Genomic DNA, 15,454 nt, shown 5'->3' with positions numbered 1-15,454 from the left:
CAGAGGAGATTTTGTTATGAGTAAAAGATATATACTTGCATTAGACCAGGGCACTACCAGTTCGAGAGCCATTCTCTTTGATAAGAAGGGAAATATAATAAGTTTGTCTCAAAAAGAATTTACTCAAATATATCCCCATCCCGGCTGGATTGAACATAATCCTGAGGAAATATGGAAAACCCAGATAGAAGCTGCAAAAGAGGCGATACAAAAAGTAGGGTTGAGTCCTTCAGATATTGCTTCCATAGGTATTACAAATCAAAGGGAAACGACAGTTCTGTGGGATAAAAATACGGGTAGGTCCGTTTATAATGCTATAGTATGGCAATGCAGGCGAACGGCAGATCTATGCGATAAAATAAAAGCAGCGGGTCTTTCTGATTATATAAGGGAAAATACAGGCCTTATAGTTGATGCCTATTTTTCAGCAACGAAAATAAAATGGATTTTGGATAATATAGAAGGAGTGAGGCAAAGGGCGGAAAAAGGGGATATATTATTTGGGAATATTGATTCATGGCTTGTCTGGAAACTGACAGGGGGAAAACTTCATATAACCGACTATACAAACGCTTCAAGAACAATGCTTTTTAATATTAAAAGCCTTAAATGGGATGAAAATCTTTTAAAAGAACTAAATATTCCTTCTTCCATACTTCCAGAGGTAAGGCAGTCTTCTGAAATTTATGGAAATACCGATAAGGAATTGTTTGGAGAAGAGATACCGATATCAGGTATAGCGGGAGACCAACAGTCTGCACTTTTTGGGCAGCTTTGTTTTCAGGAGGGCATGGTAAAAAATACTTATGGAACAGGCTGCTTTATGCTTATGAATACGGGAGATAAAATAGTCAAGTCTCAAAGTGGGCTTATAACTACAATAGCATGGGGAATAGACAACAAAGTGGAGTATGCCATTGAGGGTTCTATATTTTCGGCAGGAGCTGCAGTTCAGTGGCTGAGAGACGAGTTGAAGATAATTCATGATGCGGCGGATTCTGACTATTTTGCATCTAAAGTAGATGATACAAACGGAGTATATTTGGTTCCGGCATTTACTGGACTTGGAGCGCCATATTGGGATATGCATGCAAGGGGTATTATAGTTGGACTTACAAGAGGAGTCAACAGAAACCACATAATAAGAGCAACCCTTGAATCTATAGCATATCAGACAAAAGATGTTATAGATGCAATGATAAACGACTCGGAAATTAACCTGACGACGCTTAGAGCAGACGGGGGAGCAGCTTCCAATAATTTTCTGATGCAGTTTCAATCTGATATACTTAATGCTAATATTGAGATACCAGAGGTAACGGAAACAACAGCATTAGGAGTAGCTTATCTGGCGGGGCTGGCAGTGGATTTTTGGAAATCAAAAGGAGAAATTGTTCAGAATTGGGGCATAAACAGAAAATTTAAGCCTATGATGACTCCGAAAATGAGGGAAAAACTGTACGCTGGTTGGAAAAAGGCGGTAGAAAGGTCAAAAAGCTGGGCATAAATTAAAAAGATGATTCCTTTGAATCAAGGTAATCATCTTTTTAATGCTTTTTAGAATTTTAGATTTGTTATTCTGCCAAAGAGCCCATAGGATCCCATGGCTGTAATTTAGCTGGTTCCTGTTCCCACTCTTTTTGAAGTTCTTTTGGAAGATATTTTTTATTTACAACTACCTGATACATATATTCATTAAACCATTTGTCACTCATTACCATATATCCGTCTTTTCCAACGTCTTTTCCCCAACTGTTTTCAACTCTCCATCGTATGGGATTTCCTTTTTCGTCAAGATCAACGCCCATAAACACCATGGCGTGGGTCATTAGACTTTCGCCATAATCTAACTTCTGAGCTTTTGTCATGGAGAATTCCGTTCCGAAGAGTTCACCTACTTTTACAGCATCAAGATCAAGAATCCCTTGTTTTCCAAGGCTGCTCTGTCCAACGTCACATCCGAACCATACCGGGAGATTATCTTTCAACTGAGCAATTGCTGCCTTTTTAAGCTGATCAATTTCTAAGTTTAAGTACTTTACAGGTCTTCCCTCTTTTACATTTCCAAGATAGGAAACTGTATATGTCTTATGATAAGGCTTGTCTGCTGTTGGTGCATTTATAAGGCTTATATAATCGTCAAGATTCATGCCTACATATTTTTCAAAGAATTTTACCGGGGTAATGTTTTTATCGCATATATATTTTTTATCTTCGTCTCTTACTTCAAAATCAAAAATCTTTGGAGGTTCTCCGAGACATATACACAAAATATTATAGATGTTTTCCATGTATTTCTTCTTTTCTTTACGAAGGTTTTCTACCGTCGTGCCTTTTTTATATTCTTCTCTTATGTTACATGCATACTGTCGCAAAAGTTTTGTAAGATAACCGTCCATTTCTCTTGTATTTTCGGAATTTGCGGTTTCCGGCATTGCATATTTTGGCACCACACCATATTTATTTACCAAATTTACAAACATGTCCCACTGTCCTCCATCATTTAAAGGTGCTGTCAGCAGGAATGAAATCAGTCTTCCGTTAGTTTCTTCATCCAATGTTTCCAGTATGCTCTCCAAAAAATAATTGGATTTTTCAAGTTTGTCATAGAATAGAGGATAGTTTTGAGACAGTTCGAATGTCTTTAGATTTAATTTTTTTATAATTCTGTACCTCATAGTGTTGAGGGCAGAGAACATCCAGCATCTTCCGCTTTGTTTTTGATTGGTAATGTCTCCCTGTTCCAAATTTATGGAAAAATTATGTCTTACATTACTGAATACCAGCGGATTTGTTGCTGCCTTTATAACTCCATTTGTAGCTGCAGCATTCATTGCAACTTTGTTGGCTCTGTCACTTTCAAAATTGTCTTTAAACTCTTTTAAATTTTCAAAGGAAATTTTCTCTTTCATAATTAACCTCCTTGTTTTATTTTAATTATCATCTGTTTATAAGTGTAAATATAGCACAACGGAATTGTTTTTTCAAATGTTAAACCAACCATTATTCTAAAATAGCAGAAGATACTTTAACGTTGAAACTTTCCTAATATTCTTTTAATTTTTGTCTAAATGTTATTGAAACCATGTTTAATTATTACATTGTTAAAAAAAATTTATGAAATTATTAAAAAAAGTTTAGAAAGTATTGACTTCATATTGATAAAGTATTATGATTATATTCATTATAAATAAATGCTGTGATGGAGAGAAAGATATTTAATCTTTTTTACAGAGAGTTGGATAAGGTGGAAGCCAACATTAAGATGATATGTAATATTCCCTCTTGAGCAGATTTGCTAAACGATTAATTCTATTAGGCAAATCCGAAAGCCCATCGTTACAAGGGATAAGACTGTTAGGTCCGATTTGAGTGATGACGGTGTTGTCATAATAAGGGTGGTACCGCGGAATGGAATTAAATCCTTCGTCCCTATAATTACAGTTAAAGACTGTATTTATAGGAATGAAGGATTTTTTTATTGCCCGAATAAATTTGATCTAACGAATATTATAAGAGGAGGATATTAAATGAAAAAAGTAAGTTTGGTAACATTGATTTTACTTATCGCGTTAGTTATGACAAGTTGTGGTAAGGACAGTAAAGAAGTGAGCAGTAATGGAGAAAAAGTATTTAAAATTGGAATAAGCCAGTTATCTGAACATCCTTCTTTGGATGACACGAGAAAGGGATTTGAAGATGGTCTGAAAGAACTTGGAGTTAATGCAGAAATAGATTACCGCAATGCTCAAGGGGACATCCCAACATCATCTGCCATAGCTCAAAAATTTGTAAAAGATAAAGTAGATCTAATATTTGCTATAGCAACTCCTGCAGCCCAGAGTGCTAAGCAGGCAACTTCCGATATTCCAATATTATTTAGTGCGGTAACTGATCCGGTGAAATCTGAAATAGTTGATGATATGAAAAATGTGGGGGGAAATATAACGGGAACATCTGATGCAGCTCCTATTGCCTCCCAATTGAAAATGTTTAAAGAAATTGATCCTGATATAAAAACCATAGGTATATTGTATAATACAAGTGAAACGAATTCTGAAATACAAATAGAAGAAGTGAAAAAGTTAGCTCCTGAAGCAGGATTAAAGGTGGTAACCGTTGGAGTAACCAATGTAAATGAATTACCACAAGGAATAGATTCTATAGTTAAAAAGGTAGATGCCTTATATCTGATTACAGATAATACTGTAGCTTCGTCTATAGAGCTGGTATCTAAGTCTCTTATAGAAAATAAAATGATTTCCGTTTCCAGCTTTGCGGCTGCAGTAGATGATGGAATTCTTGCAACAAATGGACTTGACTATTATGAACTGGGAAAGCAGACAGCAGAAATGGCAAAAAAAATACTTGTAGATAAAGAAGATTTATCATCTATACCTGTAGGCACAGCAGATAAAACCGTAATAAAAGTAAACAAAAAAACACTAAAAGCCTTAGGCCTGGATTTGAATTTAAAAGTTTTTAAAAATGCTGTAATAGTTGATAAATAAATTTGAGATGAAACTGGAGGATAAACAATGAATTCGCTGATTTTGACATCTTTGGAACAAGGATTGATATTTGCGGTTTTAGCCATGGGAGTGGTACTGACTTATAAAGTATTGGACATTGCAGATCTTTCTGTTGAAGGGACTTTTCCATTGGGAGCTTTTATATTTGCGAAGTTTATTTCTATGGGAGTTAGTCCTATATTAAGCAGTTTCATGTCTTTTTGCTTTGGATGCTCGGCAGGACTTTTGACTTCAATATTATTTATTAAGTTAAAAATAAAGCCCTTATTAGCAGGGATACTGACTTTAAGCATATTGTATTCTGTGAATCTTAAAATAAACGGTAAATCAAATATTCCGCTGTATAAATACGGTTCAATATTTGATATGGGTCCAGCTCTTTTTGTACTGATAGTTATAGTGCTGCTGGTAAAAGTTTCATTGGATATGTTTTTGAAGACAGAAATCGGGTATTTGCTAATAACTACGGGAGATAACGAAATTCTCGTAAGATCTCTTGGAGCAAATAGTAACAAATATAAAACAATGGGACTTGTACTTTCCAATGGACTGGTAGGATTGAGCGGAAGCTTAATGGCCCAGATTCAAGGATTTGCCGATATAACAATGGGAAGTTCAATTGTTGTAGTTGCCCTTGCATCTATTATAATAGGAGATACTATAAAGAGAAGTTCAAATGCTGTAAAAAATACTACAAGGGCTATATTGGGAGCCATAGTATATAAAATTATAGGAGGAATTGCTATAGATTTGGGGTTGGATCCTAATGCCCTCAGGGCGATAAATGCAATAATAGTGATAATATTTATAGCTTATAATAATATTGCAGTACATTTACCGGATTTAAGAAATAAGAGAGGGGTGAAGAAAAGTGTTGAAAATACGTAATTTATCAAAAACATTTAATATTGGAACAGAAAATGAAATAAATATATTTGATAAGCTTAATTTAGAAATAGAGTCAAAGGAATGTGTATCAATAATAGGCTCTAATGGTTGCGGAAAAAGCACTCTTCTCAATATGATAGGCGGCAGTGTTTTATCAGATAACGGTGAGATAATGCTGGACGATATAAATTTATCTTCTTTAAAAGAAGAAGATAGATCCGTTTATATAGGAAGAGTATATCAGGACCCATCTATGGGGGTAGCCTCATCTCTTACAATATTGGAAAACATGTCTTTAGCAGATAAAAAGGGAGAAAAATTTACTTTAAAAAAATTAATAAAGAAGGATAAAATAAATTCATATAAAAAACTTTTGAAAGATTTGGATTTGGGATTAGAGAATAAGTTAAATACAAAAGTAAAATTTCTATCCGGAGGACAGAGACAGGCTCTTTCTCTTATAATGGCAACCATGAAATATCCTAAACTGCTTTTGCTTGACGAACATACGGCAGCATTAGATCCAAAGACTTCCAAAGTTATAATGAAAAAAACCAAAGAATTAATCAAAAAATGTTCCATAACTACTGTAATGATTTCCCATAACATGAAAGATGCTATAAATTATTCCAATCGGATTATTATGCTTGATAGGGGAAAAATAATATTGGATAAACCAAGTACGGATGTTACTGAGGATGAATTGGTTGGGATATATAAATCCAAATTAAATGAACAGGGAATATATTAGAAATAAATATATATTGATGTATACAAAAATTGTCGTCAACTTCAAATGATATAGAAGACTGAAGTTTGATGACATTTTTGTATATTTAAGTAATATAGGTATATAAGAAAATCATATGAATGGCATTAAGAATATAGATGTCTTATTTAGAAGTTTGCTTCAATTATATGTAATAATGTAAGATCAACTTATTAGGTAAAACTTTTATTAATTTTATATAAGATAATATTATAATATAGTATAATGTACATTGACAATTAGAATTAATTTATAATATTATTTATAATAAAGATGTGGAATTATTGTAAATAATTAGAATATCTATGAGAAATTGAAACTATAATATAATTTTATAATATGAAGGTATCAATAGTTTATAAATTAAAGCAAAGGGGGATAAAAAATGGATGAAAGAAGTATTCTTGATATGATATCCAACGGTGAAAATTTATATGTTGAATTTAAAGAAGAAAGTATTCGAGCAAAGGAATTGGCTGAAGAATTTGTGGCTTTTGCTAATTCTGAAGGTGGTATTGTACTTATTGGGGTGAATGATAACGGAGATATTAAAGGAATTGAAAATAGTAAAATTGAGGAAACAATAATGAATATATGCAGAAACAATTGTATTCCTCATATTATACCGGTTTTTGAAGAAGTGAAAGTAGGCGGTAAGAAAGTGGCAGCAGTAAGTATTCCAAAAGGGTTAAATAAACCGTATTATACTGTTGACCATAAATATTATATAAGAGTCGGTACTACAAAAAGAATTGCCTCACGAGAGGAATTGTTAAGACTTTTTGAAGGAACAGGAAACTTACATTTTGATATATCTCCGGTGGAAGGAACAACTATCAAAGATTTAAATGTTGATATTATAAGAGATTATTTTATGAAATACAATACTTTTGATTTATTTGAAGAAAACAGTGAATCTACACGAAGAATATTGATTAATGCGGATATATTAAAAGAAGTTGAAACGGGGACAGTCTGTACAGTAGGAGGATTACTCATATTTGGAAAGGAGCCGGAGAGGTATCTTCCGCAAAATGGCGTAAGTTTTGCTCATTTTAAAGGTAATGAGATAACGGATGAATTAATAGATAAAAAAGTAATAACAGGACGTATTCAAGATATTGCCGATCAATTAATGGTGATTATAAGGAATAATATGCGAACGCCTTCTATTATAAATGGTCTTAGGAGAGAGGAAAAAGAAGAATATCCAATAATAGTGTTGAGAGAAGCTATTGTTAATTCATTGGTGCATAGAAACTATAGTATTAGTGGTTCTAAAATTAGGGTATTTATGTTTGACGATAGAATAGAATTTAGAAGTCCGGGAAGACTTCCCAATACAGTTACTATAGAAAAAATGAAAATAGGAGTGTCTTATGCTCGAAATCCATTTTTGGTAAAATATATGGAGAATATGAGATATATTGACCAGTTAGGAAGAGGAATTCCTATGATCATTAAGAATATGAAAGAATCGGGAGCCAAAGAACCATTACTGATGGAGCAAGGAGAAGAATTTATTCTTACTATATTTAAAATTAAAGTATAGATGGTTATAGAATGTAAAAATCTTCTTAATAAATAATAAGTTCATATCTTAATTTACATAGGTATGCAATCGAAGACGGAAAATTTTATACCAGAAGAAAATTTTTGTATTTAATATAAAATTATAAAGTAAATTGTTGTCGACCCCTAATAAGGTAAAAAGTTCAGGGGATCGACAACAATTTATTTTTTTGTATAATTAAGTAATACCAATAAATACAGGGAAATTATTAAAAAAATTATACAAATTTTTTAGTTTGACAAAGAATAAAGAATATAATAATATCAATGTATAGATGGATTTATAATACCTAATGAGGAATTGAAACCGATTTCTTCAAAACCTTCAATCGCTACATTCTCGAATTTATAATACCTAATGAGGAATTGAAACTCGTTTTTTTCGGTTTTGCCTTTGCTTTCTTCTGCCCATTTATAATACCTAATGAGGAATTGAAACCCCCTCTGTCCTTTAGACTGGTCCCGGAAACAAGTTATTTATAATACCTAATGAGGAATTGAAACTCCAGCCCAGCGACGCAAACCGGCATTGGCACCGTTATTTATAATACCTAATGAGGAATTGAAACGCGTTTCAACTGGCTCGGGTACTAAAACTATAGTTATTTATAATACCTAATGAGGAATTGAAACTTCCTTTTAGCAATGGATTGCAATCGGATATAGAAGATTTATAATACCTAATGAGGAATTGAAACTATGTTTAAATACTCACGAAGTATTCGATTGTGCAAAAATTTATAATACCTAATGAGGAATTGAAACCTGTTTTACTAAACCCCTGACAAGGACTCCCACCAAGATTTATAATACCTAATGAGGAATTGAAACGCTTTCTCCGCCTTCGGGTCCGCTATCATTTCATATGATTTATAATACCTAATGAGGAATTGAAACTATGGATTTATAGCGTTTTCAAACACTACATGTATTATTTATAATACCTAATGAGGAATTGAAACCTGTTACCTCCCAGCCTTTTTTATATTTGCCGGTTGGATTTATAATACCTAATGAGGAATTGAAACTGTAATTCAAGGAGAATCTAACTTGCATTCTCCTTTATTTATAATACCTAATGAGGAATTGAAACTTGGGTGAAGGAGGTGAATATGGAACCGCCCAGGCAATTTATAATACCTAATGAGGAATTGAAACCGGGACAATTTTCGGACGTATTGAGGAATACAGCAATTTATAATACCTAATGAGGAATTGAAACTATCACTCCTTAGGCTCCTTGTTCCTTTGTATTTACAATTTATAATACCTAATGAGGAATTGAAACATAGCCATCTGTATTGAGAAGTCCTCAATCGCCAGATTTATAATACCTAATGAGGAATTGAAACTTGTGATTGCATCTCTGAAAGCCAAGCCAAAAAAATTTATAATACCTAATGAGGAATTGAAACCTCCCATCCGATATATAAAATATATGCGGATGATATAATTTATAATACCTAATGAGGAATTGAAACGTAGGCCAAGACAAGGCATATGCCGTCGTGCCCATATTTATAATACCTAATGAGGAATTGAAACTATACAAGCTCTTTCATTGGCTTGTATACTTCCACTTATTTATAATACCTAATGAGGAATTGAAACTTGTTTAAATATAAAGGTTCTTTCTGCTGGATAACATTTATAATACCTAATGAGGAATTGAAACTTTGTGTACCAGTTCATCAGGGGGTTGTCTCCCCATATTTATAATACCTAATGAGGAATTGAAACATGGGTTCTTTAGATAGCAGCTTTAATAATTTTATAAATTTATAATACCTAATGAGGAATTGAAACCCTGTCAATTCATATTTCTTTTTCATTTTTCTTCTCATTTATAATACCTAATGAGGAATTGAAACTTACATCTTTAGATATAGAATTTAAAAATGTAATAAAATTTATAATACCTAATGAGGAATTGAAACAAAAAAGGAGTGATAAAGCATGGCAGAAAATGATGTAATTTATAATACCTAATGAGGAATTGAAACAATAATAACACTCTGGAAGTTGCTTATAGGGAATTTATTTATAATACCTAATGAGGAATTGAAACAGCATGGATGAAATAAGTTTGCTTAATATTCAGGAATTTATAATACCTAATGAGGAATTGAAACTGCAACCGGAGATAGCAAATTTAAATATGTAGCATAATTTATAATACCTAATGAGGAATTGAAACTTCGGGACAACAGAACCAACTGATGTAAGAGCCGGGATTTATAATACCTAATGAGGAATTGAAACTTTTCCATCTCTTAATTAGTTCTTTCTTGGTAAGAAGATTTATAATACCTAATGAGGAATTGAAACCCGTCGGCCCATGCACTGGCATGATGTATCATCATTATTTATAATACCTAATGAGGAATTGAAACTCGGTATCAAAGCCTGCCTCTCTCAATGCTCTTGCTAATTTATAATACCTAATGAGGAATTGAAACCGTTCAACGGTCACGCTCTCACCGGTAAAGAGTTTCTATTTATAATACCTAATGAGGAATTGAAACAGTAAAGGCGGGTATACTCCAATTCCGAAAGGAGAACATTTATAATACCTAATGAGGAATTGAAACTCAGCCATATCAGTCATTGCCATATCTGCAATTTTAGATTTATAATACCTAATGAGGAATTGAAACTCACTTTCTATTATCTCATTTGCTAAAAACAATTTCTTATTTATAATACCTAATGAGGAATTGAAACTCAGCCATATCAGTCATTGCCATATCTGCAATTTTAATTTATAATACCTAATGAGGAATTGAAACTCAGCCATATCAGTCATTGCCATATCTGCAATTTTAATTTATAATACCTAATGAGGAATTGAAACCTGTATGGGTTTTCTTTCATTTACTCTCCTCCTTGTACAATATAGTTATAATCAAATTACAGTTTTCCACTGTAATAATTATCAATTTCTTAAATAATAATATAGTCTTCTTTTCTAATCATTAAATACATTTCTTTGGCTTCTCACCCTAGCCATAAAGCCAGTTTAATTTGGCCTGAACCATGAACAATATTGTATAATTAATTTATGGATTTGGAGGTTGATGCAATTCCTCCTAGGACGCCTTTATGCGACTACCTGTAAAAAAGAGTATCTATCCATTCTCATAAGATTACATTATTTGGCTGGTTGAGGCCAGTTAACACTGGTTCCTCGTGTCACATGCAAGGTTGTGTACTTATTTGAGAAGGAATGGATTTCTAAATCCAAATACTTTATTTAGGAGGTTTCTTATGGATTATCCACCTGTAGCTGGAATTGATGTTGGTAAAAATTTTAGTGAGATGTGTATTTTGTCCCCTAATAATGAGATTTATCATCGTATTAAGATCTATCATGATTCAATTGACAGTATTAAAGAGGCTATAGGTCTATTGCAAAAAGCAGAAAAGGATTTTGCAATTAGGCCTGTCGTAGTCTTAGAATCCACTGGGCACTATCACAAAATCCTCTTCCACTATCTTTCTGATTCTGGATTTGAGGTCTCTATCATAAACCCCATCCAATCTGATTCTATCAAAAATATTGGAATAAGGAAAGTAAAAAATGATAAATTTGATGCCCATAAGATTGCATTGCTTTATAGGTTTTCTTTTATTAAGACTACTGTTGTTCCTGATGATGTTATTGACTGCCTTAAAAGCCTTTGTCGCCAATATTACAAGTTAGGTGATGAACTTACTACTTACAAGAATAGGCTTATTGGCATTATTGATCAAGTAATGCTAAACTTTACAGATGTCTTCCAAAATGTATATTCAAACACTGCCTTAGCAGTACTTGATAGGTATCCTTCACCTAAGCAAATTCTAAAGGCTAACAAACAAACATTAATATCACTTATTGAAAAAACTTCTAAAAAAGGTTTAGCGTGGTCCACTGAAAAATATGAACTTTTGGTTTTAAAAGCTAAGGAATTTAAAGATTTAAGCATCAATAACCCTGGAAATCTAGCCATTCTCAAAGTTAATATTTCCATGGTAAGAACCTTACAAGATGCCCAAAAAGACATACTTGACGCAATTAATGAAATTATTTTAGCAGATTCTTTAGAAGATAATCCTGTATTGGCACCTATTATTAATCTGCTATGCAGTATTCCTGGTATCGGGATACTAACTGCTGCCACGATACTTGCTGAGGTTGGTGATTTTTCTGCATTTTCTAGCCCCAATAAACTTGTAGCTTTCTTTGGAATTGACCCCTCTGTTAATCAATCGGGTGAATTCACCGGAACCCGTAACAAAATGTCTAAAAGGGGCTCTAGATTGCTTCGTAGGGTCATCTTTACAACTGCTTTAGCCAATATTCGAAGTAAGAGAAATGGTGACAAAACTAATCCAGTGCTCTATGAGTTCTACCAAAAAAAGTGTACAAACAAGCCCAAAAAGGTTGCATTAGGTGCTGTAATGAGAAAATTAGTAAATATTATATTCGCCGTCATGAGAGACAAAAAGCCTTTTGAGCTAAGAACCCCAGAAGAGCATGAGGAACTACTTCTTACTAGGTCTTCAGTAGCCTAATGATCTGTATTTAATGTTTAGTTTTCAAAGAACAATTTTAAATAACAGCTTCGTTTTTTAAACCAATAATCATTGGTTTATTAGGTGTGCATTTTTTTATTATTAATTTTTCAAAAAATATTTAATATTATTTTGCTAAAATCTATTGACTTTAATTAGCTGGTCTTTTTTTTATAATACCTAATGAGGAATTGAAACTATGATGAAGAGAAGAAAGAGGCCGAGGACGAAATTATTTATAATACCTAATGAGGAATTGAAACTCGCTTATATAATTGCGACAGATGCAGCTGATTACAATTTATAATACCTAATGAGGAATTGAAACAAATCACTGCATACTTTTTTTGTTATCGCTTCCGGAGACATATTTATAATACCTAATGAGGAATTGAAACTCTGATCTGCAAGCTTGGGAATATGGATTTCAGTTTTATTTATAATACCTAATGAGGAATTGAAACCGGAATGTCAATGGCAGGAGCTTGGAACATCAATAAATTTATAATACCTAATGAGGAATTGAAACACGTCAGAATACCTCTGAAACGCTCTAAAACGCTCTCATTTATAATACCTAATGAGGAATTGAAACTCGCTTGAAGAAACGAACTTCTCTGGATGTTCATAATTTATAATACCTAATGAGGAATTGAAACAAGCTATTCTATGCGGAGCGGATAACGCTCTTGTGAAAGATTTATAATACCTAATGAGGAATTGAAACATTCGCTATCCCTAATATGCTGTTCAAAAGCCTCAAATTTATAATACCTAATGAGGAATTGAAACAAATTTCCAAAGTAGAAAGGATATTTTATATCTGTTATTTATAATACCTAATGAGGAATTGAAACTTTCATACTTTCACCTCTTTTCCAACTTTTCTAATGATTTATAATACCTAATGAGGAATTGAAACAACTTCATTCTATCCCTCCTTCTCAATAAAAAAAGCATTTATAATACCTAATGAGGAATTGAAACCAGAAATGTACGATGAATTGAAAGAATACGGGACAACATTTATAATACCTAATGAGGAATTGAAACTAGCTGGCCCCTACAAAAACCAGCGGTAAATGTGACATTTATAATACCTAATGAGGAATTGAAACAGGGCTATCCTTAGAAGCACGACCGACACGACCAAATTTATAATACCTAATGAGGAATTGAAACCAATGTGATAATCCTCATCAACTGTTTCAATCAGAATGGTCCTATGTCAAGATTTAGTACAAATTAAAATGAGAAAAATATCCTCATATTAACCAGCTAAAAGTAAGCTGTCATTCTGTACTTTAGCATACAGCTTCTCGAAATCATCGGGTGACATATAGTTGCAATGACTGTGAATTCGTTTTGTATTGTAGAAAGCTTCAATGTATTCAAATACAAGCTTGTATGCCTGTTGATAATTGCGAATTTTAAATCGATTCAGCCACTCACGTTTGATTATTGCATGAAACGATTCAATACAGGCGTTATCCCATGGGAAAGCCTTTTTTGAATAGCTTCTCTGCATTTTAGCAGTAGCTTTTATATATTCATTGGAAACATACTGGCTTCCGCGGTCACTATGTAAAATAAGTGGTAGGTCTGTATTTCTCCTCGCTTTAGCTTTGTTTATTGTATTTATTACGCAGGAAACTTCCATCGTTTTTGAGAGCATCCATGCAATGATTTTTCTGGAATATAGATCCATAATGCTTATTAGATAGACGAATCCTCTTGTTGCCCAGATATAAGTAATATCGCTGCACCATACTGCATTTGGACGGTCAGGGTTAAATTGTTCATCAAGGATATTATGAAGCTCCGTACTAAAATCGGAATCTTTGGTTGTTGCAGTCCATGGCTTTATCCACTGAGCTTTAATACCCATTTCCTTCATATATTTGCCTACGGTACGTTCAGAGATGGTTTCACCTTCCTGCTGAAGCTTTTGGGTAATCTTTGGTGCACCATAATTCTGCTTTGAATCATCGTATATATCCTTGATTTTAACTTTAACAGCCTCTTTGCGCTTTTGTGTATCAGAGGGCACACGTTTCTGCCAGGCAAGGTATCCAGAGCGTGAAACGCCTAAAATTTTCAGCATTCCGGAGACGGAAACCCGGCGATTTTCTTTTTTGGCAGCCTCCGTCTTTTCAGAAACTTCATGATAAATAGCTTCTGTTATCTTCCCAGAATGCTTATAGCTTTTTTTAAGACATCAAGGGCATCCTTTGTGTCACGAAGTTCACGCTTAAGACGTGCTATTTCTTTTTCATCGTCGGAAGAATAATTCCCGGAGCCACGGCACACAATCTCTCCAGTTTGTTCAAGTCCCTTCTTCCATCTGGAAAGGCTCTGCTGGCTGATACCAAGGTTTTCAGCACAACCTATAAGCCCAAGGTCTTTGTGATCCTGATAATACTGGATTGCATCCAGTTTGAATTGTTTATCATATTGTTTAGCCATAATGAGTTCCTCCTTCTACGATACATACATTGTACCATAATTTATATTTATTTTGGATTTTCTCATTTTGACTTGTACTATTTATATTCTAACACCAAGTTAAATATATTTGATTGTTTGAGAAAGATTGAAGTGATATAATAATATCACTGGAGTATTATTAATTGATTGTATGCTGAATGAAGAAAGGCGGGTTATTTGTGAAAAATTGTACAAACATAAGGGTCAGATATAAAGAAACGGATCAAATGGGTGTAGTTTATTATGGAAATTATTTTACATGGTTTGAAGTTGGAAGAAACGAATTTTTTAGAGATATGGGCTATACCTGTGAATACCTTGAAACTCAGGGAATATTTCTTCCGGTTATAGAAACAGGATGTAAATATATATATTCGGCTAAATTCGATGATGAAATTATTATTGAAACTAAAATTGAAAAAATGGAGGGAGTAAGGCTGAGGTTAAAATATAATATTATAAGGAAGAGGGATAATTTATTGTTAGCCGAAGGCTTTACCGAGCATGCTTTTGTGAACAAAGAGATGAAACCGGTTAATTTCCGAAAGAAATTTAAAGAAATCTGGGATATGTTAAAAAAAGCGGAAAATGAAGAGAAGTGTTAAACAACTATATATTATATATAGTGAAAGAGAGGAATTGAAGATAT

Annotated in this window: 10 protein-coding genes, 2 CRISPR repeat arrays and 1 other annotated feature; of the genes, 7 read left to right on the top strand and 3 right to left on the bottom strand. The window is 33.2% G+C overall.

Annotated elements, in window-relative coordinates:
- The first annotated feature begins 16 nt into the window (after positions 1 to 16).
- Positions 17 to 1,507 carry a glycerol kinase GlpK gene (glpK, locus tag EQM13_RS09745; RefSeq protein ID WP_071138523.1) on the top strand — a complete coding sequence of 497 codons (1,491 nt, stop codon included), beginning with the start codon at positions 17 to 19 and terminating at the stop codon, positions 1,505 to 1,507.
- A 67-nt stretch (positions 1,508 to 1,574) separates the two neighbouring features.
- Here the strand turns inward: glpK and EQM13_RS09740 are convergent, their stop codons facing one another.
- Positions 1,575 to 2,912, bottom strand: coding sequence for a C1 family peptidase (locus tag EQM13_RS09740; protein WP_071138524.1), 1,338 nt, complete (start codon positions 2,910 to 2,912; stop codon positions 1,575 to 1,577).
- A gap of 278 nt (positions 2,913 to 3,190) precedes the next feature.
- Positions 3,191 to 3,437 (top strand) — a binding site (T-box leader).
- Between the two features lie 93 nt (positions 3,438 to 3,530).
- Here EQM13_RS09740 and EQM13_RS09735 point away from each other — a divergent pair.
- The 5 genes from EQM13_RS09735 to EQM13_RS09715 all read left to right on the top strand — a co-directional run bounded on the left by EQM13_RS09735 (position 3,531) and on the right by EQM13_RS09715 (position 12,318).
- A complete protein-coding gene (locus tag EQM13_RS09735) occupies positions 3,531 to 4,511 on the top strand; it encodes an ABC transporter substrate-binding protein (RefSeq protein WP_128752535.1) in 981 nt (326 codons plus the stop codon).
- A 27-nt stretch (positions 4,512 to 4,538) separates the two neighbouring features.
- Positions 4,539 to 5,420, top strand: coding sequence for an ABC transporter permease (locus tag EQM13_RS09730; RefSeq protein WP_128752534.1), 882 nt, complete (start codon positions 4,539 to 4,541; stop codon positions 5,418 to 5,420).
- Positions 5,404 to 6,171 (top strand): ABC transporter ATP-binding protein, encoded by a 768-nt coding sequence (locus EQM13_RS09725; protein WP_071138527.1) that lies wholly within the window; start codon positions 5,404 to 5,406, stop codon positions 6,169 to 6,171. The genes EQM13_RS09730 and EQM13_RS09725 overlap by 17 nt, the downstream gene beginning before the upstream one ends.
- A 403-nt stretch (positions 6,172 to 6,574) precedes the next feature.
- Positions 6,575 to 7,741: an RNA-binding domain-containing protein gene (locus EQM13_RS09720; RefSeq protein ID WP_128752533.1), complete on the top strand. Its 1,167-nt coding sequence runs from the start codon at positions 6,575 to 6,577 to the stop codon at positions 7,739 to 7,741.
- 299 nt (positions 7,742 to 8,040) lie between these two features.
- Positions 8,041 to 10,615: a CRISPR direct-repeat array (repeat unit 29 nt; unit sequence ATTTATAATACCTAATGAGGAATTGAAAC).
- Between the two features lie 413 nt (positions 10,616 to 11,028).
- Complete coding sequence (locus EQM13_RS09715) at positions 11,029 to 12,318, top strand: IS110 family RNA-guided transposase (RefSeq protein ID WP_128751741.1); 1,290 nt, start codon at positions 11,029 to 11,031, stop codon at positions 12,316 to 12,318.
- 169 nt (positions 12,319 to 12,487) lie between these two features.
- Positions 12,488 to 13,500: a CRISPR direct-repeat array (repeat unit 29 nt; unit sequence ATTTATAATACCTAATGAGGAATTGAAAC).
- An 88-nt stretch (positions 13,501 to 13,588) separates the two neighbouring features.
- On the opposite strand, the gene EQM13_RS09710 is transcribed toward EQM13_RS09715, so the two are convergent.
- Together EQM13_RS09710 and EQM13_RS09705 are read right to left on the bottom strand one after the other, a co-directional pair.
- Positions 13,589 to 14,491 (bottom strand): IS3 family transposase, encoded by a 903-nt coding sequence (locus EQM13_RS09710; protein ID WP_240663028.1) that lies wholly within the window; start codon positions 14,489 to 14,491, stop codon positions 13,589 to 13,591.
- Between the two features lie 8 nt (positions 14,492 to 14,499).
- Positions 14,500 to 14,784, bottom strand: a complete 285-nt coding sequence (locus tag EQM13_RS09705) for a transposase (RefSeq protein ID WP_206172649.1) — start codon at positions 14,782 to 14,784, stop codon at positions 14,500 to 14,502.
- A 200-nt stretch (positions 14,785 to 14,984) separates the two neighbouring features.
- Here EQM13_RS09705 and EQM13_RS09700 point away from each other — a divergent pair, with 200 nt between their 5' ends.
- Positions 14,985 to 15,410: an acyl-CoA thioesterase gene (locus tag EQM13_RS09700; protein ID WP_206172648.1), complete on the top strand. Its 426-nt coding sequence runs from the start codon at positions 14,985 to 14,987 to the stop codon at positions 15,408 to 15,410.
- Positions 15,411 to 15,454: the final 44 nt, after the last annotated feature.

Source organism: Acidilutibacter cellobiosedens, assembly GCF_004103715.1.
Taxonomy (GTDB): domain Bacteria; phylum Bacillota; class Clostridia; order Tissierellales; family Acidilutibacteraceae; genus Acidilutibacter; species Acidilutibacter cellobiosedens.
This window is presented reverse-complemented; position numbering and strand designations above follow the sequence as displayed.

Bases quoted from the DNA above. Each gene is read 5' to 3' on its own strand.
- glpK (WP_071138523.1), top strand. From the start codon at position 17: ATGAGTAAAAGATATATACTTGCATTAGACCAGGGCACTACCAGTTCG.
- EQM13_RS09740 (WP_071138524.1), bottom strand. From the start codon at position 2,912: ATGAAAGAGAAAATTTCCTTTGAAAATTTAAAAGAGTTTAAAGACAAT.
- EQM13_RS09735 (WP_128752535.1), top strand. From the start codon at position 3,531: ATGAAAAAAGTAAGTTTGGTAACATTGATTTTACTTATCGCGTTAGTT.
- EQM13_RS09730 (WP_128752534.1), top strand. From the start codon at position 4,539: ATGAATTCGCTGATTTTGACATCTTTGGAACAAGGATTGATATTTGCG.
- EQM13_RS09720 (WP_128752533.1), top strand. From the start codon at position 6,575: ATGGATGAAAGAAGTATTCTTGATATGATATCCAACGGTGAAAATTTA.
- EQM13_RS09715 (WP_128751741.1), top strand. From the start codon at position 11,029: ATGGATTATCCACCTGTAGCTGGAATTGATGTTGGTAAAAATTTTAGT.
- EQM13_RS09705 (WP_206172649.1), bottom strand. From the start codon at position 14,784: ATGGCTAAACAATATGATAAACAATTCAAACTGGATGCAATCCAGTAT.